General features: G+C 75.9%; 19 protein-coding genes. 14 read left to right on the top strand and 5 right to left on the bottom strand.

All coding sequences use genetic code 11. From position 1 onward, the window contains the following. The first annotated feature begins 36 nt into the window (after window positions 1-36). The 4 genes from ACYVOF_RS15555 (at window position 37) to ACYVOF_RS15540 (ending at window position 4,074) form a co-directional block, all read left to right on the top strand. A complete protein-coding gene (locus tag ACYVOF_RS15555; protein ID WP_460868018.1) occupies window positions 37-930 on the top strand; it encodes an enoyl-CoA hydratase-related protein in 894 nt (297 codons plus the stop codon). 5 nt (window positions 931-935) lie between these two features. Continuing rightward, entirely contained in the window at window positions 936-2,639 is a 1,704-nt protein-coding gene (locus ACYVOF_RS15550) for a class I adenylate-forming enzyme family protein (RefSeq protein ID WP_460868016.1), read from the top strand. Between the two features lie 78 nt (window positions 2,640-2,717). Further along, on the top strand, window positions 2,718-3,128 hold the full coding sequence (locus ACYVOF_RS15545; RefSeq protein WP_460868014.1) for a VOC family protein: 411 nt from the start codon (window positions 2,718-2,720) through the stop codon (window positions 3,126-3,128). A 10-nt stretch (window positions 3,129-3,138) separates the two neighbouring features. After that, window positions 3,139-4,074 (top strand): alpha/beta hydrolase, encoded by a 936-nt coding sequence (locus ACYVOF_RS15540; protein WP_460868012.1) that lies wholly within the window; start codon window positions 3,139-3,141, stop codon window positions 4,072-4,074. On the opposite strand, the gene ACYVOF_RS15535 is transcribed toward ACYVOF_RS15540, so the two are convergent. Beyond that, on the bottom strand, window positions 4,071-5,186 hold the full coding sequence (locus tag ACYVOF_RS15535; RefSeq protein WP_460868010.1) for a M20 family metallopeptidase: 1,116 nt from the start codon (window positions 5,184-5,186) through the stop codon (window positions 4,071-4,073). The two genes, ACYVOF_RS15540 and ACYVOF_RS15535, sit on opposite strands and share 4 nt — an antisense overlap. Further along, window positions 5,183-6,484 carry an MFS transporter gene (locus ACYVOF_RS15530; protein ID WP_460868008.1) on the bottom strand — a complete coding sequence of 434 codons (1,302 nt, stop codon included), beginning with the start codon at window positions 6,482-6,484 and terminating at the stop codon, window positions 5,183-5,185. Before ACYVOF_RS15530 ends, ACYVOF_RS15535 begins: the two co-directional genes overlap by 4 nt. Window positions 6,485-6,567: 83 nt before the next feature. On the opposite strand from ACYVOF_RS15530, the gene ACYVOF_RS15525 reads away from it, so the two are divergent. The 8 genes from ACYVOF_RS15525 to eutC all read left to right on the top strand — a co-directional run bounded on the left by ACYVOF_RS15525 (window position 6,568) and on the right by eutC (window position 13,324). Next, window positions 6,568-7,980 carry an amidase gene (locus ACYVOF_RS15525; RefSeq protein ID WP_460868007.1) on the top strand — a complete coding sequence of 471 codons (1,413 nt, stop codon included), beginning with the start codon at window positions 6,568-6,570 and terminating at the stop codon, window positions 7,978-7,980. Then, a complete protein-coding gene (locus ACYVOF_RS15520) occupies window positions 7,968-8,459 on the top strand; it encodes a TspO/MBR family protein (protein ID WP_460868005.1) in 492 nt (163 codons plus the stop codon). The genes ACYVOF_RS15525 and ACYVOF_RS15520 overlap by 13 nt, the downstream gene beginning before the upstream one ends. A 9-nt stretch (window positions 8,460-8,468) precedes the next feature. Continuing rightward, entirely contained in the window at window positions 8,469-8,804 is a 336-nt protein-coding gene (locus tag ACYVOF_RS15515; RefSeq protein ID WP_460868003.1) for a DMT family transporter, read from the top strand. Between the two features lie 25 nt (window positions 8,805-8,829). Beyond that, window positions 8,830-9,153 carry a DMT family transporter gene (locus ACYVOF_RS15510; protein WP_460868001.1) on the top strand — a complete coding sequence of 108 codons (324 nt, stop codon included), beginning with the start codon at window positions 8,830-8,832 and terminating at the stop codon, window positions 9,151-9,153. Continuing rightward, a complete protein-coding gene (locus ACYVOF_RS15505; protein ID WP_460868000.1) occupies window positions 9,150-9,683 on the top strand; it encodes a TetR/AcrR family transcriptional regulator in 534 nt (177 codons plus the stop codon). Before ACYVOF_RS15510 ends, ACYVOF_RS15505 begins: the two co-directional genes overlap by 4 nt. 95 nt (window positions 9,684-9,778) lie before the next feature. Next, entirely contained in the window at window positions 9,779-11,230 is a 1,452-nt protein-coding gene (gene eat / locus ACYVOF_RS15500) for an ethanolamine permease (RefSeq protein ID WP_460867998.1), read from the top strand. 1 nt (window position 11,231) lies between these two features. Beyond that, on the top strand, window positions 11,232-12,623 hold the full coding sequence (locus tag ACYVOF_RS15495; protein ID WP_460867996.1) for an ethanolamine ammonia-lyase subunit EutB: 1,392 nt from the start codon (window positions 11,232-11,234) through the stop codon (window positions 12,621-12,623). Beyond that, complete coding sequence (gene eutC / locus ACYVOF_RS15490) at window positions 12,620-13,324, top strand: ethanolamine ammonia-lyase subunit EutC (RefSeq protein WP_460867994.1); 705 nt, start codon at window positions 12,620-12,622, stop codon at window positions 13,322-13,324. The genes ACYVOF_RS15495 and eutC overlap by 4 nt, the downstream gene beginning before the upstream one ends. 3 nt (window positions 13,325-13,327) lie before the next feature. On the opposite strand, the gene ACYVOF_RS15485 is transcribed toward eutC, so the two are convergent. Next, the gene (locus ACYVOF_RS15485) at window positions 13,328-14,200 is read right to left on the bottom strand and encodes a DUF6764 family protein (protein WP_460867992.1); all 873 of its coding nucleotides are present in this window, start codon (window positions 14,198-14,200) and stop codon (window positions 13,328-13,330) included. Window positions 14,201-14,356: 156 nt separating this feature from the next. Between ACYVOF_RS15485 and ACYVOF_RS15480 the strand changes: the two genes are divergently transcribed. Beyond that, the gene (locus ACYVOF_RS15480) at window positions 14,357-15,409 is read left to right on the top strand and encodes an LLM class flavin-dependent oxidoreductase (RefSeq protein ID WP_460867990.1); all 1,053 of its coding nucleotides are present in this window, start codon (window positions 14,357-14,359) and stop codon (window positions 15,407-15,409) included. Window positions 15,410-15,465: 56 nt separating this feature from the next. Then, a complete protein-coding gene (locus ACYVOF_RS15475; protein ID WP_460867988.1) occupies window positions 15,466-16,377 on the top strand; it encodes an SCO6745 family protein in 912 nt (303 codons plus the stop codon). A 6-nt stretch (window positions 16,378-16,383) separates the two neighbouring features. On the opposite strand, the gene ACYVOF_RS15470 is transcribed toward ACYVOF_RS15475, so the two are convergent. Then, complete coding sequence (locus tag ACYVOF_RS15470; RefSeq protein ID WP_460867986.1) at window positions 16,384-17,403, bottom strand: zinc-dependent alcohol dehydrogenase; 1,020 nt, start codon at window positions 17,401-17,403, stop codon at window positions 16,384-16,386. Then, complete coding sequence (locus tag ACYVOF_RS15465) at window positions 17,403-17,927, bottom strand: DinB family protein (RefSeq protein ID WP_460867984.1); 525 nt, start codon at window positions 17,925-17,927, stop codon at window positions 17,403-17,405. Before ACYVOF_RS15465 ends, ACYVOF_RS15470 begins: the two co-directional genes overlap by 1 nt. Window positions 17,928-18,032: the final 105 nt, after the last annotated feature.

Here is an 18,032-nt window from a genome sequence, read left to right as displayed (position 1 = left end):
GGCGCCGGTCACGGCCACGACCCCGCGAGGTGGCCCGTGGAGCTCGACACCCTCCTCTACGAGAAGTCCGACCGGATCGCGACGCTGACGCTCAACCGGCCGGAGCGGGGCAACGCGCTCAACCGGCACCTGCGCGACGAGCTCGACCTCATCCTCGACGACCTCGACGCCGACGACGACACCCGCGTGCTGGTCGTCCGCTCCAACGGCAAGAACTTCTGCACCGGCTACGACCTCACCGAGTGGGGCTACCTGTGGGACAGCGGGCAGCCGTCGCGGCCCGAGGACTCCCGGCCCCACCGGCGGGCCCCGATCTTCTCCCGCCGCGAGTTCCACGAGTCCCGCGAGCGCTGGATGCGGCTGTGGCGCATCCGCCAGGCCACCGTCGGCGTGGTCCGCGGCGCCTGCGTGGCCGGCGGGCTCGACCTTGCGGGCGTGCTCGACGTCGTCTTCACCGCCGACGACGCCCGGTTCGGCCAGCCCGAGGCCCGCACGATGGGCGAGATCCACGTGTTCGGCATGTGGCCGGTGCACCTGGGGATGCGGCGGACCAAGGAGTGGCTGTTCACCGGCGACTCGATGACCGGCACCGAGGCCGCCGAGCTGGGCCTGGCCAACCGGGCCGTCCCCGCCGACGAGGTCGACGCCGTGGCCATGGCCTACGCGGAGCGCGTCGCCCACGTCCCGCTGGAGATGATCTACGCGCACAAGGAGTCGACGAACCGGTGGTGGGACGCGATGGGCATCGCCTCCGCCATCGCCGCGGCCAACGACGCGGACGCCATGGCCATCGCCGGGCCCGCCATGGCCGACTTCAAGAAGATCCAGGACGAGCGCGGGGTGCGGGCGGCGGTGGAGGACCGCGACGAGCCGTTCTCCCACCACCGCACCTACTGGGAGGCCTACCTCGCCACCCGGTCGGGGAGCTGAGCCCCGTGCTCGCCCCCGTCGCCGAGCGCCAGGCCGCCCTGGAGGCGCGCCACCCCCGCTGGGTGCCCCGCGGGCTGCACGAGCAGCTCGACGCGGCCGCCGCGGAGCACCCGGACCGGCCGTACCTGGTCACCGACGAGCGCACCTGGACCTACGCCGAGGTGGCCGACTGGTCGGTGCGCATCGCCCGTGGGCTCGTCGGCCTCGGGGTGGCCCCGGGCGAGCGGGTCGCCCTCGTTATGGCCAACCACCCGGAGTTCGTCGCCACCAAGCTGGGCATCTCCCGGGCCGGGGCGACGGCGGTGCCGGTCAACTTCCTCAACCGGCGCGACGAGCTGGGCTACGTGCTGCGCCAGTCCGGGGCCGTCGCGCTGGTGGTCATGGACCGGTTCCGCGACAACGACCACCTGGGCATGCTCGACGAGCTCGCGCCCGGCTGGGCGGAGCGCGAGCACGCCGGCGGTGACGGGCTACCCGCCCTGCGGCGCGTGGTGGTGCGCCCCAGCGGGCCCGGGGTGCGTCCGGGGGTGCTCACCCTCGACGCGCTCGCCGCCACCGCCGAGGGGTGGGAGCCCGTGGCGGGCAGCGCGTCCGACGTCGCGGACGTGCTGTACACGTCCGGCACCACCGGCAGCCCCAAGGGCGTGCGGCTGACCCACGACATGCTGCTGCGCACCGCGTACGGCAGCGCCCACGCCCGCGCGTTCCAGGACGGCCGCCGGGTCACGTTCTCGCTGCCCCTGTACCACGTCTACGGCTACGTCGAGGGCATGCTGGCGGTGCTGTTCGTGGGTGGGGCGATCATCCCGCAGCTGACGTTCACCGCCCGCTCCACCCTGGCCGCGGTGGACGAGCACCGGGCCGATGACGCGCTGCTCATCCCGACCATGACCGCCGCCGTCCTCGACGTGCTCCGCGAGGACGGGCCCGGCCAGCACGACGTGAGCGGGCTGAGCAGCATCATCTCCTCGGGCGGTCAGTCCCCCGCCGGGATCTGGGACGAGATCGACGAGCTGCTCGGGCCCGTCGAGGTCACCACCGGGTACGGCATGAGTGAGACCACGGCCTCGACCACGGTGACCCGGCCCGACGACCCGCCGGAGCGCCGCCGCACCACCAACGGCCGGCTGCGCGACGTGGGGGTGGCGGGCGAGGCGTCCCTCGGCGGGCGGCTCGCCGTCTACCGGGTGGTCGACCAGCAGACCGGGGCCGAGCTGCCCCGCGGCGAGGTCGGCGAGCTGCAGGTGCGCGGGCCCGGGGTGACCAGCGGATACCACGACAAGCCGGAGGAGGACGCGGCCGCGTTCACCGCCGACGGGTGGTTCCGCACCGGCGACCTGGGCACCCTCGACGCCGAGGACTACCTGACCCTCGTCGGCCGGGCCAAGGACTGCTACCGCTGCGGGGCGGAGCAGGTGGTGCCCAAGGAGGTCGAGGACGTGCTCACCGCCCACCCCGCCGTCGCGCAGGCCCACGTCGTCGGGGTGCCCGACGCGCGGATGGGTGAGGTCGGGGTGGCGTGGGTGGTGGCCCGCGACGGTGCCGAGGTCGACCCCGCTGCGCTGCTGGCGCACTGCGCGGCGCGGCTGGCCAAGTTCAAGGTGCCGCGGCACGTGCGGCTGCTCAGCGCCGACGAGGTGCCGCTGACCCCGAGCGGGCGGCCGCGGAAGTTCCTGCTCGCCGAGCGGGCCCGGGCCGAGACGGCGTGAGCCCGGCCCCGGCCGATGAGTCCCGGGCGGTGGCAGGGTCAGTCCCGGCACCAGCCCCACCGACCCCCAGGAGCACCCGTGGCCGCGAACCTGACCCCGTACCTGAACTTCCGCGAGGGCGCGCTGGAGGTGATGGAGTTCTACCGCAGCGTGCTCGGCGGCGAGCTCACCTCGATGACGTTCGGCCAGGTCGGCATGGACGGCCCCGACGCCGACAAGACCATGCACTCCCAGCTCGAGGTCGGCCCCGGGCTGACGCTCATGGCCTCGGACGCCCCGGAGTCGATGATCGCCGACGACCCCCGCAACGGGCAGCTCGCGCTGAGCGGCGGGGCGGACGAGGCCGACGACCTGCGCCGCTGGTTCGACGGCCTCGCCGAGGGCGGCACCGTCGACCAGCCGCTACAGCAGGCGCCCTGGGGCGACAGCTTCGGCATGTGCACCGACCGCTTCGGGGTGCGGTGGATGGTGAACATCAGCGGCGCCTAGCGTCGGGGAGGTGAGCGCACCCCACCCGGACGTCACCGCGTTCGTCGCCGCGATGGCCGAGGCAGGTGTGCCCCCCTACGACCGAGCGGGCGTGATCCGGGCGCGGGCGATCCTCGACGGCGTCACCCGCTCCCAGGGCCCCGCCACCGCGGTGGCGCAGGTCCGCGACGTGCTGCTGCCCGGGGACGCGGGGCTCCTGCCGGCGCGGGTGTACGACCCGAGCCCCGGGACCCCGGCCCCGCTGGTGGTGTACCTGCACGGCGGGGGCTGGGCGCTCGGCGGGGTGCGAGCGGCGGACCGGCCGTGCCGGGCGCTGGCCGCGGCGTCGGGGTGCGTGGTGGTGTCGCTGGAGTACCGCCGCGCCCCGGAGACCCGCTTCCCCGGCCCGCTGCTGGACTGCGTCGCCGCGGTGCGCGCGCTCGCCGCCGACCCGGGCCGGGTGGGGGCGGCTGCGGACGCGGGCCTGGTCCTCGTCGGGGACAGCGCCGGGGGCAACCTCGCCGCGGGCACGTCGGTCGTGCTGGGCCGCGGGGTCGTCACCGGGCAGGTCCTGGTGTACCCGTGCCTGTTCCCCGCCGCGGGCTCGCCGTACCCGTCGATGACCGAGCACGCCGCCGGCCCGCTGATGACCCGGGCCGAGCTGGCGTGGTTCTGGGACCTCTACCTGGGCGCGGACGGCGACGCGTCCGACCCCCGCGCGGTCCCGCTGCGGGCCGCCGACCTGGGCGAGCAGCCCCCGACGCACGTCGTCACCGCCGAGCTCGACCCGCTGCGCGACGAGGGCCTGGCCTACGCGGCGCGCCTGGCCGAGGCGGGGGTGCCCGTGGGCACCACCACCTACCCCGGTGCGGCGCACGGGTTCTGGTGGCTCGACGCGGTGATGTCCCAGGCCGGCGAGCTCACCGCCGAGCTGGCCGGCCTCGTGCATGCGCTGCGTCGGCCCTAGCGGGCGCACCACCGGTCGAGCAGCACCGCGTAGAGCTCGACGGCGGTGTCCACCCGCGTCGCCGAGCACCACTCGTCGCGCACGTGGCACTGGTCGGGCTCCCCGGGGCCGAGCACCACGGTGGCGGCCGGGGTGCCCAGCAGCGGGGCCAGCACGGAGGCGTCGGTGAAGAACCGGGCCGGCGGGGCGGGCTCCGGGTCGAGCCCGGTGGCCCGCATCGCGTCCTGCACCCGCGCGACGAACGGGTCGTCCGCGGCGGTGTCGACCACGGGGAGCACCAGGTGGTCGGCCACGGTCACCCCGTCGCCCGCGAGCGCCCCGACGGCGGCCCGGTGGGCGTCGGCGTCGAGCCCGGGCACGGTGCGGGTGTCGAGCAGCAGCCGCGCGGCGTCCGGCACCACGTTGGGCTGCACCCCGCCGGCGAGCACCCCGACGTTGGCGGTGACGGCGCCGAACGTCGCGTGGCGGGGCCAGCCGTCGTGGTCGTGCAGCGCCACCGCGGCCCGGGCCAGGCGCACCACCGCGTTGTCGCCCAGCTCGGGCGCGGAGCCGTGCGCGGCGCGCCCGGCGGCGGTCAGCTCCAGCCAGTGCACGCCCTTGTGCCCGGGGACGAGCCGGTTCGCGGTCGGCTCGGCCACCAGCAGCGGGCCGCCGGTCGCGAGGTCCGCCGCGCGCAGGGCCAGCGCCCCGGTGCACCCGGTCTCCTCCCCCGCGGTGAGCACCACCTGCACCCCGCGGCACGCGTGCGGGCGCCGCGCGTGCTCGGCGGCGGCGACGACGAGGGCGGCCACCCCGGAGAGCATGTCGGAGGTGCCACGGCCCAGCACCCGGTCCCCGTCGCGCTCGGCCGACCACGGGTCGGACGCCCACGCGGCCGGGTCGCCGACGGGCACGGTGTCGAGGTGCCCGGTCAGGGTGAGCGGGGCACCGGTCGACCCGCCGGACCCGGTGCGCGCCACCAGCTGCTCGCGGCCGGGCTCCCACGAGGGCAGGGCGACGTCGAACCCGGCGTCGCCGAGCAGCCCGCCGCAGCGCCGCGCGTCCGCGCCCTCGCGGGCCCCGACGGTGTCGGTGCGGACGAGCGCGGTGAGCAGGTCCAGCGCGGCGCTCACCGCAGCGGCTCGTGGGCGGTCTCGCGCAGCGTGAGGATGGTGAGGAAGCCGATCGCGGCACCGGCGGTGACGTAGTAAAAGAACCAGTCGGAGTGCCCGCGGCCGGCCAGGAACGAGATGACCAGCGGCGCCGTGCCACCGAAGAGGGCGACGGTGATGTTGTACCAGGCGCCGATGCCCACGCCGCGCAGCTCGGTGGGGAACAGCTCGCTCATGATGGCCGGCGCGATCGAGGCCATCAGCGCGTACAGACCCAGCCCCACGCAGAACACCACCAGCAGCTGGGGCAGCCCCGCGTCGGGGGTGATGAGCCGGGAGAGCGGGATGACCGTCAGCGTCAGCGCCCCCGCCCACACCAGCAGCTGCGGCTTGCGGCCGAACCGGTCGGACAGCCAGCCGAACGGGTACTGCAGCAGCACGAACAGCGCCGTGCCGATGCTGAGCGCGGTGAACACCGTGGAGCCGTCGATCTTCTTGGTGCCCACCGCGTACGGGGTCAGGGCGGCGAAGAAGGTGTAGTAGTTCAGCGTGTTGAGCAGGGTGATCCCGACCAGGGTGGCCACCGCCCGGGGGTGCTGGGTGAGCGTGGTCAGCAGCGGCCGGCGCACCTGCTTGGCGTCGTCCTCCCGGGCCTCGAACTGCTCGGTCTCGGCGATGCTGCGGCGCAGCCAGAGCCCCAGCAGCCCCAGCAGGCCACCGAGGATGAACGGGATGCGCCAGCCGTAGGCGCGCAGCTGGTCACCGTCGAGCACGTTCGTCAGCAGCACCCCCAGCAGCGACGCGGCCAGCAGGGCGAGCCCGGTCGAGGTGTAGAAGAACGACGAGTAGCGCCCGCGGCGGCCCTGCGGGGCGATCTCGGCCAGGTAGGCCGAGGCGTTGGAGACCTCGCCGCCCAGCGACATGCCCTGCGCGATGCGCGCGAGCAGCAGCAGCACGGGGGCCAGCCACGAGACCTGCTGGAACGTCGGCAGGATCCCGATGACGAACGAGCCGCCCGCCATCAGGCCCAGGGTGAGCAGCATCGCGGCCTTGCGGCCGCGGACGTCGGCGAAGCGGCCCAGCAGCCAGCCGCCGACGGGCCGGAAGAAGAACGCCAGGGCGTAGGTGGCCGCGGCGTTGACCAGGGCCAGCGCCGGGTTGCCCGACGGGAAGAACTGGGTCGCGAAGTAGACCAGGAACGTCGCGTAGACCGTCCAGTCGTACCACTCCAGCGCGTTGCCCACGCTGGCCGCGACCAGGGTCCGCACCGGCAGCCGGTGCGGCGCCTCCTGCGCCGTCGTGCCCGTCGTCGTCGCCACGTCCACCACCCCCGGGGCCCCGGGCCGTCGCCGAGGTGGGGGCGATCATGCCCCCCGGGGGCCGTCCGTTGCACGCTGTACGGGTGGACGGACAACCCGACGACCTGTGCCTGCTGCCCGCGACCCGCCTGGCCGCGCTGCTGCGTGCCCGCGAGGTCTCGGCCCGCGAGCTGCTGGAGGCGCACCTGGCCCGGGTGGACCGGCTGAACCCCACGACGAACGCCCTGGTCACCCTCGACGTCGACGGGGCGCGGGCGCAGGCGGCGGCCGCGGACGCCGCCCTGGCCCGCGGGGACCAGGTCGGGCCGCTGCACGGTCTGCCCGTGGCGCACAAGGACACCCACCTCACCGCGGGGATGCGGACCACCTTCGGCTCCCCCGTGCACCGCGACCTGGTGCCCACCCACGACGAGCTCGTGGTGGCCCGGATGCGCGACGCGGGCGCGGTGCGCCTGGGCAAGACGAACGTGCCCGAGTTCGCCGCCGGGTCGCACACCACGAACCCGCTGTTCGGGCCGACCCGCAACCCGCACGACCCGTCGCGCAGCGCGGGTGGCTCCAGCGGCGGGGCGGCGGCCGCGCTGGCCACGGGCATGGTGGCGCTGGCCGAGGGCTCGGACATGGGCGGCTCGCTGCGCAACCCGGCCGCGTTCTGCGGGGTGGTGGGGCTGCGGCCCAGCCCGGGCCGGGTGCCCACGGTCCCCGCGGCGCTGGGCTTCTCCACGCTCTCGGTGCAGGGACCGCTGGGGCGCACGGTCGCCGACGTCGCGCTGGGGCTCTCGGTGCTGGCCGGGCCGGACCCCCGCGCCCCGCTCTCGCTGGCCGAGCCGGGGGCCTCGTTCACCCCGCCGTCCCGGCAGGACCTGGCCGGGCTGCGGGTCGCGTGGGCGCCGGACCTCGGTGGCCGCGTCCCGGTCGACGCCGCGGTGCGCGACGCCCTGACCGGGGTGCCGGAGGTGGTCACGGACCTCGGCGGCCGGCTGGAGGCCGCGTGCCCGGACCTCGACGAGGCCGACGAGGTGTTCACCGTGCTGCGGGCGTGGCTGTTCGCCGCCTCGCTCGGGCCCGTCGTCGACGCCCACCCCGAGCTGGTCAAGGCCACCATCCACGGCAACGTGGCCGCGGGCCGCCGGCTCAGCGGGGCCGACCTGGCCCGCGCGGAGGCCGCCCACACCCGCCTGCACGTCGCGGTGGCCGAGTTCTTCACCCGCTTCGACGTGCTGCTGGCCCCGACGACGCAGGTCGTGCCGTTCGACGTCGACACCGAGTACCCCACCGTCGTCGACGGCGTGGCCCAGCCGGACTACCTGGGCTGGATGCGGTCCTGCACGCTCGTCAGCGCCACCGGGCTGCCCGCGCTGTCGCTGCCTGCGGGTCGCACCCCGGAGGGGCTGCCCGTCGGCCTGCAGGTGATCGGGCCGCCCCGTGGTGACCGGGAGGTGCTCGAGGTGGCCCACGCCCTCGAGCCCGCGCTCGCGGCACCATGGACGCCGTGACCACCACCGCACCGGCCGTCGCCGCCGGGACCCTCGCCACCGCCGCCGTCGGCGGGCTCGCCGGCAGCAGCGCCGACAGCCCCTGGTTCCGTTCCCTGGACGAGCCCCCGTTCCAGCCTCCCGCCGCGGTGTTCCCCGTGGTGTGGACGGCGCTGTACGCCGACACGGCCGTCGCGGCGACGCGGGTGCTCGACCGGCTCCGCGCGCAGGGCCGCGACGACGAGGCCCGGGCCTTCGCCACCGCGCTGGCGGCCAACCTGGCGCTGAACGCGTCGTGGACGTGGGTGTTCTTCCGCGCCCACCGCCTGGCCGGGGCCACCGTGGTGGCCGGGGCGCTGGCCGCCAGCTGCGCCGACCTGGCCCGGCGGGCCGACGCCGCGTCGCGTCCCGCGGCCGTCGCCCTGCTGCCGTACGCCGCGTGGTGCACCTTCGCCACGGTGCTCTCGGCCACCCTGTGGCGGCGCAACCGCGGCCGCTAGTATCTGGACGTGCGTCCCACTAGTTTCCCGCCCTGGCTGCTCCTCGCGCTGGCCGTGGCCGGGGAGGTGCTGGGCACGCTGTGCCTGCGGGCCTCGGCCGGCTTCACCCACGCCCTGCCCGCCGTCGGCGTCCTCGTGGCCTACGGGGTCTCGCTGCCGCTCTTCGCCCGAGCCGTCAGCGGCGGGCTGGGGCTCGGGGTGGCCTACGGGACGCTGACCGCCAGCGGCCTGGCCGCGGCCGCGCTGCTGAGCACCCTCGTCTTCGACGAGCCCCTCACCGCGGTGCAGGTGGTCGGCCTGGCGCTGCTCGCGGCGGGCACCGTCGTGATGACCCGGCGCGCGTGAGCACCCACTGCCCCGCCCCAGCGCCGTGACGGCCTGGGCCTACCTGGCCGCCGGCGTCGTCGCGCAGGTGCTGGGGGTGGCGTCGCTCCGCGCGTCGGACGGGATGCGCCGGGCGTTGCCCGCGCTCGGCACGTTCGTCGGCATCGGCGTGTCGGTGGTGCTGGTGGCCCGCGCGCTGGCCGCCGGGCTCTCGCTGGCCGTGGGGTACGGGGTGTGGACGGGGGCGGGCATCGTCGGGGCGGCCGTGGTGGGCGCCGTGGGCTTCGGTGACCGGCTGGACCGCCGCGCGCTGGCCGGGCTGGGGCTGGTCCTGGTCGGTGCGCTCGTGCTGCAGCTGGGCTCCGCGTGACCGACGGGCGCCGGCTGCGGGGGCAGCGACGGCGGGACGAGCTCGTGGCCGCCGCGCTGCGGGTGCTGGCCCGGGACGGCGTGGCCGGGGTCAGCCACCGCGCCGTGGCCGCCGAGGCGGGGGTGGCCAAGTCCGCGGTCGGCTACCACTTCGCCGACCTCGACGCGCTGCTCGGGGCGGTGCTCGCCCACCAGGGCCGGGTGCTCACCGCCGCGCTGCCCGACGTCCCCGCCGGGACCGACCTCGCCTGGCTCGCCGACCTGCTCTGCGCCGAGCTGGACCACGACCGCGGGCGCGTCGTCGCCGGCTACGAGCTGTCCCTGCACGCCGCGCGCCGGCCCGCACTGCGCGGGGCGGCGCACGTCTGGGTCGACGCCCTGACCGCCGTGCTGCGGGCGAGCAGCGACGACCCCGACCGGGTGCGGGCCGCCGTCGCCGTGGTGGACGGGTGGGTCGTCCAGCTGCTGGCCACCGGGGCGGAGGCGGACCCCCGGGAGCTGGAGCGGCTGCTGCGCGTCGTCCTGCGGTGACCCCCGGCGCCGCGGCGGACGGCCGCACGTGACCATCACGTTGCCGGGCTCGACGAACCCTTGACCGGGGGGACCACCAAGATCACGCTGCGACGATGACGGAGACCTCGCCCCGCACCGCCGCGACCAGCACCGGCGCCGGGTCACCCGACCTCGAGTACCTCGCCGCCCGGCAGCTGCGGTCCGGCTCCGCGGGCTGGGTGCTGCTGGCCGGGCTCGGCGTCAGCTACGTCATCTCCGGGGACTACGCGGGGTGGAACTTCGGCCTGGCCCAGGGCGGGTTCGGCGGGCTGCTCGTCGCCGTCGTCCTCATGGGCGGGATGTACCTGGCCCTCGTCCTCGGCCTGGCCGAGCTCTCCTCCGCCCTGCCCACGGCCGGCGGCGGCTACACCTTCGCGCGCCGCGCGCTGGGCACCTGGGGCGGGTTCGCCACCGGCACGGCCGTGCTCATCGAGTACGCCATCGCTCCGGCGGCCATCGCCACGTTCATCGGTGCCTACGTGGAGTCGCTCGGGCTGTTCGGGATCACCGACGGCTGGTGGGTCTACCTCGTCTGCTACGCCGTCTTCATCGGCATCCACCTCACCGGGGCCGGCGAGGCCATGAAGGTCATGTTCGTCATCACCGGCATCGCGGTCGCGGGACTGGTGCTGTTCGGCATCGGCATGGCGACCCACCTGGACACAGCGAACTTCACCGACCAGGCCCCCACCGACACCCTCGGCGCGTCGTCGTTCCTGCCCACCGGCCTGCTCGGGGTGTGGTCGGCGTTCCCGTTCGCCATCTGGTTCTTCCTCGCCGTCGAGGGGGTGCCGCTGGCCGCGGAGGAGGCCAAGAACCCCGCGCGCGACGTGCCGCGCGGCATCGTCGCCAGCATGGGCGTGCTGCTGGTGCTCGCGGTGGCCGTGCTGGTGCTCTCGGTCGGCGGGGCGGGCACGGGCGTGCTGGGCGAGTCGGGCAACCCGCCCGTCGACGCGCTGCTCGGGGCCGGGGCGCCCGCGTGGCTGACGTCGACCGTGAACTACATCGGCCTGCTCGGCCTGATCGCCAGCTTCTTCTCCATCATCTACGCCTACTCCCGGCAGACGTTCGCGCTCTCCCGGGCCGGCTACCTGCCGACGGTGCTGTCGCGCACGAACTCCCGCAAGGCTCCGGTGCTCGCGCTGGTGGTGCCCGGGCTCATCGGCTTCGCGCTGTCGCTGACCGGGAAGGGCGCGGTGCTGCTCAACATGGCGGTGTTCGGGGCGACCCTGAGCTACGTGCTCATGATGGTGAGCCACCTGGTGCTGCGCCGGCGCGAGCCCGAGCTGGAGCGGCCCTACCGCACCCCGGGCGGTTCGGTGACGACGTCGGTCGCGCTGGTCCTCGCGGTCACCGCAGTGCTGGCCACGTTCCTCGTCGACGTGGTGGCCGCGCTGTGCTGCCTCGCCGCGTTCGCGGCGTTCATGGCCTACTTCGCGCTGCACAGCCGCCACCACCTCGTGGCGTCCGCGCCCGAGGAGGAGTTCGCCGCCCTCGCCGCGGCCGACGCCGACCTGGAGCGCTGACGTGGTCGCGCGCACCGGCACCGTGGCCGGGCACTCCTACACCTTCCCGTCCGTCGTCGAGCTGCTCGCCCGCGCCACCCCGGCCCGCTCCGGGGACGTCCTCGCCGGGTGCGCCGCGTCGTCGGAGGCGGAACGGGTGGCGGCGCAGCAGGTCCTGGCCGACCTGCCGCTGACGGCGCTGCTCGAGGAGCCGGTGGTGCCCTACGAGGACGACGAGGTCACCCGGCTCATCCTCGACGGCCACGACCTAGCCGCGTTCGCCCCGGTCGCCGCGATGACGGTCGGCGAGCTGCGCGACCACCTGCTCTCCCCGGCCACCGACACCGCCGCGCTGGCCCCCGGTCTCACCCCGGAGATCGTGGCCGCGGTGAGCAAGCTGATGCGGGTGGCCGACCTGGTCTCGGTGGCCCGGCGCACCACGGTCGTCACCGCGCTGCGCAGCACGATAGGGCTGCCGGGGACGCTGGCGACCCGGTTGCAGCCCAACCACCCCACCGACGACCCGGTGGGGGTGACGGCGTCCATCGTGGACGGCCTGCTGCACGGCTGCGGGGACGCCGTCATCGGCATCAACCCGGCCAGCGACTCCCCGAACCGGGCGCACGACCTGCTCACCCTCGTCGACGAGGTCCGGCAGCGCTACGACATCCCCACCCAGAGCTGCGTGCTGGCCCACGTCACCACCACCCTCGAGCTGCTCGAGCGCGGCTCCCCGGTCGACCTGGTCTTCCAGTCCGTCGCCGGCACCCAGGGCGCCAACGACGGGTTCGGCGTCACCCTGGCCATGCTGCGCGAGGCCCACGAGGGCGTGCTGGCGCTGGACCGGGGCACGGTGGGCCGCAACGCGATGTACTTCGAGACCGGGCAGGGCAGCGCGCTCTCGGCCGGGGCGCACCTCGGCACCGGGGGCGCCCCGGTGGACCAGCAGACCCTGGAGGCCCGCGCGTACGCGGTGTGCCGGGCGTTCGACCCGCTGCTGGTCAACACCGTGGTCGGCTTCATCGGCCCGGAGTACCTCTACGACGGCAAGCAGATCCTCCGCGCCGGCCTGGAGGACCACTTCTGCGGCACGCTGCTGGGCCTGCCCATGGGGGTCGACGTCTGCTACACCAACCACGCCGAGTCCGACGGGGACGACACCGACACCCTGCTGACCATGCTCGGGGTGGCCGGGTGCCCCTTCGTCATCGCCGTGCCGGGTGGGGACGACGTGATGCTGCACTACCAGTCGCTGAGCTGGCAGGACGCGCTGTACGCCCGCTCCGTGCTCGGCCTCGAGCCCGCCCCGGAGTTCCGGGACTGGCTGGCCCGGATGGACCTGCTCGGCGACGACGGCCGGGTCCGCGAGGTGCCCGCGGCCGCCACCCGGGCGCTGGTGGGCGGCTCGCTGTGAGCACCGACCTGATGGCGCAGCTCCGCTCGGCGACCCGGGCGCGGGTGGCCCTGGGCCGGGCCGGGGACGCGCTGCCCACGGCCCGGCTGCTCGAGCTGCGGGCCGCGCACGCCGCCGCCCGCGACGCCGTGCACACCCCGCTGGACCCGTCGCTGCTCGACCTCGGTGACGACGTGCTCGAGGTGCGCAGCGCGGCCCCGGACCGGGCGACCTACCTGCAGCGGCCGGACCTGGGACGCCGGCTGGCCGAGGGCACCGAGCTGCCCCGCGGCGAGTGGGACCTCGCGCTCGTGGTGGCCGACGGGCTCTCGCCGCTGGCCGTGCACTCCCACGCGTCCGCCACGGTGGCGGCGGTGCGGGAACGGCTCGACGGGTGGGCCGTGGCGCCGGTGGTGGTGGCGCACCAGGCCCGGGTGGCCCTCGGTGACGAGGTGGCCCGGGCGCTGGGCGCGCGGATGGTCGTGGTGCTCGTCGGCGAGCGGCCGGGCATGAGCTCGACGGACTCCCTGGGGCTCTACCTCACCCACGACCCCCGGCCGGGCACGCCGGACTCCGCGCGCAACTGCCTGTCCAACGTGCGCCCGCCCCACGGCACCGGCTACGACGCCGCGGCGACGACCCTGGCCGTCCTGCTGGCCGAGAGCCGCCGCCGCGGGCTGTCCGGGACCGCGCTCAAGGCGGACCCGGCACTGGGGTCGTGAGGGTCAGGGAGCGACCGGGAACGGGAACGTCAGCGGGCCCGTGGTGGCCGAGAACGTGCCCGAGCTGAGGTTGTAGGCCAGCGCGGGACCGCCGGTCCCGGTGGTCGCCCCGGCGCTCGTGGCCGACGCCGAGCCCCCGGGCCCGGCCCAGGAGATGGAGACGTCGCCCGCGGCGGCCGTGGAGATCGTCCTGGCGCCCGCGCCGGTGGACAGCGCGACGGCGCGACCGCCGTCGGCCGCCGCGCCCGCCGTGGCGGCCGGACCGGTGGCGTACGCCTGCGCCTCCCCGCCGCCGATGGCCGCGGCCTCGGTGGTGCCCCCGAGCAGGGCGACCGACCCGGCCTCGCTGCCGTCGGTCGCCGTCGCCCCCTCGCTGACCGACCCCGCACCGACGGCGATCGACCCGGCGCGGCTGCCGCCCACGGCCACGGCCGGCCCCGCGACGGCCCCCTCGCCGACGGCGATGGCCCCTGCGGTGCTGCCCTGGTCGGCCGTGGCCCCGGCCTCGTAGGTGACCGTCGTCCCGGTGGCGTCGAGCGCGCCGGCCACACCGCCGCCGAGCGCGATGGCCCCGGCGGCGCTGCTCGCACCGGCCTGCGAGACGGCGACCGAGCCCGGTCCGAAGGCGATGGCCCCCGCGGCGGCGTCGGTGCTCGTGGGGCCGACGAAGGCCCCACCCTGCGCGCCGGTCGGCGGGGCCACCGGGTCGACGAGGACGCCGGTGACGGAGTTGAGCGCGGGGAAGTACAGCAGCGCCCCGCCGAGCGGCGCGGCGGACGCGGTGCTCGTCGCGAGCAGCGCGGTCGCGGCGGCGCCGGCGGCGGGCAGCGCCAGCCGGGCGAGGCGTCGGGTGGGTCGGGCTCGGTGCAGGCTCATCGGTGGGCTCCCTCGTCGGTGCGGCGAGCCGTCGGCCGTGACCGGCCCCCCGTGCTGCGTCCGCGCGGGGATCGTGACCCCCACCACCACCGTTCGCAAGCAGAAGCACCCGGTGTCGGCGGAACAGCCGACAGCGCGGCGGCGTTGTGTGACGGCATGACCGCTTCGTTGCCCGAGCGCCCCACGACCGTCGGCGGCGTGCCGCTGTCCGTGCTCGACGTCTCCCCCGTCCCGACGGGCTCCACGCCGCGCGACGCGCTGCGCAACACCCTGGAGCTGGCCGCGCACGTCGAGCGCCTCGGCTTCACCCGGTACTGGCTGGCCGAGCACCACTCCATGGTCGGCATCGCCAGCTCGGCGCCCGCGGTCACCATCGGGGCCGTCGCGGCCGCCACGTCCCGGCTGCGGGTGGGCTCCGGCGGGGTGATGCTGCCGAACCACGCGCCGCTGGTGGTGGCCGAGCAGTTCGGCACCCTCGACGCGCTGTACCCCGACCGCATCGACCTGGGCATCGGCCGCGCCCCGGGCACCGACCAGGTGACCGCGCACGCGCTGCGCCGGTCCGCCGAGGCGCTCTCGGCCGACGACTTCCCCCAGCAGCTGGCCCAGCTGCGCGCGTTCTTCGACGACGGCTACCCCGCGGACCACCCCTACGCGGCCATCACCGCCGTGCCCGGCCTCGGCGCCCAGGTGGCGGTGTGGCTGCTGGGGTCCTCGACCTACTCCGCGCAGGTGGCGGGCATCCTCGGCCTGCCCTTCGCCCACGCCCACCACTTCTCCGCCCAGCAGACCGACGCCGCCGTGGCCGCGTACCGGGAGTCGTTCCGGCCCGGGGTGCTGGCCGAGCCGTACGTCATGGTCACCGTGAACGTGCTGGCCGCCGAGGACGACGAGCGCGCCCGCTACCTGGCCGGCTCCCTGGAGCTGTCCTTCGTGCGGCTGCGCTCGGGCAACCCGTCGACGTTCCCCAGCCCCGAGGAGGCGGCGGCCAACCCGCTCTCCGCGGCGCAGCGGGCGGCGCTGGCCGGCACGGTCGGGGCGGCGGTCGTCGGCGGACCGGCGACGGTGCGGGCCGGGGTGCACGAGCTGCTCGAGCGCACCCGGGCCGACGAGCTGATGGTCACCACGATGGCCTACGACCAGGCCGACCGGCTGCGCTCCTACGACCTGCTCGTCGAGGCCACCGCGGACGCGCCCGTCGGGGTCTGAGGGTCGTACAGTGCCCGTGCTGTGAGCACGACCACACCGACCCAGCAGGGAGCCCCGTGGACCACGACGAGGTGACGACGACCTTCCTGGCCGAGCCCGCACCGGGCCGGCCCGCACCGAGGGTGACCGACACCCCGGCGCGCCGGTTCCGCGACGCGGCGAAACCGCTGGCCACGGTGCACTTCTGGGCACGGGCGGCCTACGACGAGCTGGCCGCGCTCGGCCTGGAGTTCCTCACCGGGTACGTGTGGGGCCGCACCGCCCCGATGGGCGAGCCCAGCGCGGAGGTGGCGGTGGCCGCGTTCGGCGTGTTCGAGCCCGGCCTGGTCACCTCCCTCTACGAGCAGGCGCGCGGGATCGCCTCCCGCGCGGACGTGCTCGCGGCCCGCGAGCGCGGCGCCGTGGCCGCGCTGCACCAGCTGCTGCCCGACGTCGACCCCGGGGAGGTCGACGACGCGGTGACCCAGCTGCGGCGGGCCACCGACGTCGCCGTCGCCGACCTGGCCGGACGGCCCCTGGCCGCCGGGCTGGCCTCGCTGGCGTGGCCGGCCGACCCGCTGGGCCGGCTGTGGCACGCGACGACGCTGCTGCGCGAGCTGCGCGGCGACGTCGCCCAGGCCGCCGCCGTGGCCGCCGGGCTCACCGGGCTGCAGGCCAACCTGGTCACCGAGTACTGGGTGGGCTGGGAGCCCACCGCCTACGCCGCCTCGCGCGGGTGGTCGGCCGAGGCCATGGCCGCTGCGGACGCCGAGCTGGTGGCCCGGGGCTGGGTGGCCGACGGCGCGCTCACCGACACCGGCCGGGCGGAGCGCGACGCGATCGAGGCCCGCACCGACGCGGCGATGGACCGGGTGCTGGCGCCCGTGGACGACCTCGCCGGGCTCACCACCCGCCTCGACGGGTGGTCGGAGCGGGTGGTGGCCGGCGGCGGCGCGCCCCGCGACCCCTACAAGCGGGTCAGCGGCTGAGCGGCCTCACGGCTCCAGCAGCACCTTGATCGCCCCGTCGCGCTTGGTGCTGGCCACCTCGAACGCCTCCGGGGCGTCGTCGAGGCCGAAGCGGTGGGTGACCAGGGGGTCGATGTCGACCCGGCCGGCGCGGATCAGCTCGAGCGAGCGCTCGTACTGCCCGCGCCCGCCGTTGCCGCCGATGCCGAACACCGTCGCCGTCTTGAGCATCATGGGGACGACGGGGATGCCGGGCAGGTCGTTGGCGTAGCCGATGAACGAGGCCTTGCCCTCCTTGCGGACCAGGTCGATGACCGACGCCGAGGCCGCGGGCGCGCCCGAGGTCTCGACGACCACGTCAGCGCCGCGACCGTCGTGCATGCCGAGGATGGTCGCGGTGAGGTCGTCGGTGCGGCTGTCCAGGCAGTCCGTCGCCCCGAACGCCCGGGAGACCGCGAACACCTCGTCGCGCACGTCGGTGACGGTCAGCCGGCCGGCGCCGGAGAGGGCGGCGAAGCGGGCCACGGCCAGGCCGATGGGCCCCTGGCCGAGCACGAGCACCGAGTCACCCAGCTTGATCTGCAGCCGGTCGATGCAGTTGAGCGCCACCGCGAACGGCTCCAGCAGGGCGGCCGCGTGCACGGGCACCCCGTCGGGGATCGGGACCAGGTTCACCCGCGGCACGGCGACGAGCTCGGCGAAGCAGCCGTCGCTCCACAGCCCGATGAGCTTCTTGTTCGGGCAGTCCAGCGACGGCCCGTCCGCGCACGCCGCGCACTTCCCGCACGGGCGGGACGGCTTGACCGCGAACTGCCGGCCGACGAGCGCCTCGTCGACCCCGGCGCCGACCGCGACGACCGTGCCGGCGAAGTCGTGGCCCGGCACCCGCGGGAACGGCGAGTCGATGCGGCCCTCGTACTGGTGGGCGTCCGTGCCGCAGATCGACGCCACGTCGACGTGCACCACCACGTGCTGTGGGTCGGCGGTGGGGTCGGGACGCTCCTGCACCTCGACCTGGCCCACGCCGGTGAGGACGACGGCGCGCATCAGGCGCCGCCGGCCGCGGTGGTGGCGCCCTCGGGCACGACGAAGCGCTCGGGCAGCCGGTCGCGCGAGGCGAGCACCGCGTGGAGCTGGTCGCGGTGGTTGACCACGTGCCCGACGATGATCGGCAGCCACTCCGCCACCGTCATCCGGCCCAGCGTGGTGATGGTGACCTCGCGGGCGAGGACCTCCGGGGTGTGCATCGCCATCGTGGTGAGCATGGTGCGGCGCAGCGCGGCGACCTTGTCGGCCGCCTCCTCGGCCGTCGGGGGCACGGCCCCGGTGGTGTCGTGGCCGATCTCCTCCCGGAAGAAGAAGTCCAGCTCCGGGTCCGCCGCCAGCCGGGCGACGTCGCCCACCCAGAGGATGCCGGCCAGGGTCACGTGGCTGACCACCTGCGCGCAGGTCCAGCCCCCGCCCGGGTCGGCGCGGTGCAGGTCGGCGTCGGTGATGCTGCGCAGCAGCTCCTCCAGGCCGGTCAGCACCTCCTCGGCGACGCGGGACTGCTCGGTCAACAGGTCGGTCACGGCGCGCTCCTCGCTCGGCTGCCGGGCGGCGGTGCCCGGCCAGCAGCACCGTAGGGCCGCCGGGCCCCGGCGTCGAGACCTGTTGTGCGCGTGCTCGTGCCAGCG

Source organism: Rhodococcus aerolatus (assembly GCF_054783215.1).
Note: the sequence above shows the minus strand (reverse complement) of the source record. Positions and strands in the feature narration are given on the sequence as shown.

What these genes read in the sequence shown, in the direction of transcription:
- ACYVOF_RS15520 (WP_460868005.1), top strand. Translation starts at nt 7,968, where the DNA reads ATGGACGCCGTGACCACCACCGCACCGGCCGTCGCCGCCGGGACCCTC.
- eat (WP_460867998.1), top strand. Translation starts at nt 9,779, where the DNA reads ATGACGGAGACCTCGCCCCGCACCGCCGCGACCAGCACCGGCGCCGGG.
- ACYVOF_RS15485 (WP_460867992.1), bottom strand. Translation starts at nt 14,200, where the DNA reads ATGAGCCTGCACCGAGCCCGACCCACCCGACGCCTCGCCCGGCTGGCG.
- ACYVOF_RS15480 (WP_460867990.1), top strand. Translation starts at nt 14,357, where the DNA reads ATGACCGCTTCGTTGCCCGAGCGCCCCACGACCGTCGGCGGCGTGCCG.
- ACYVOF_RS15470 (WP_460867986.1), bottom strand. Translation starts at nt 17,403, where the DNA reads ATGCGCGCCGTCGTCCTCACCGGCGTGGGCCAGGTCGAGGTGCAGGAG.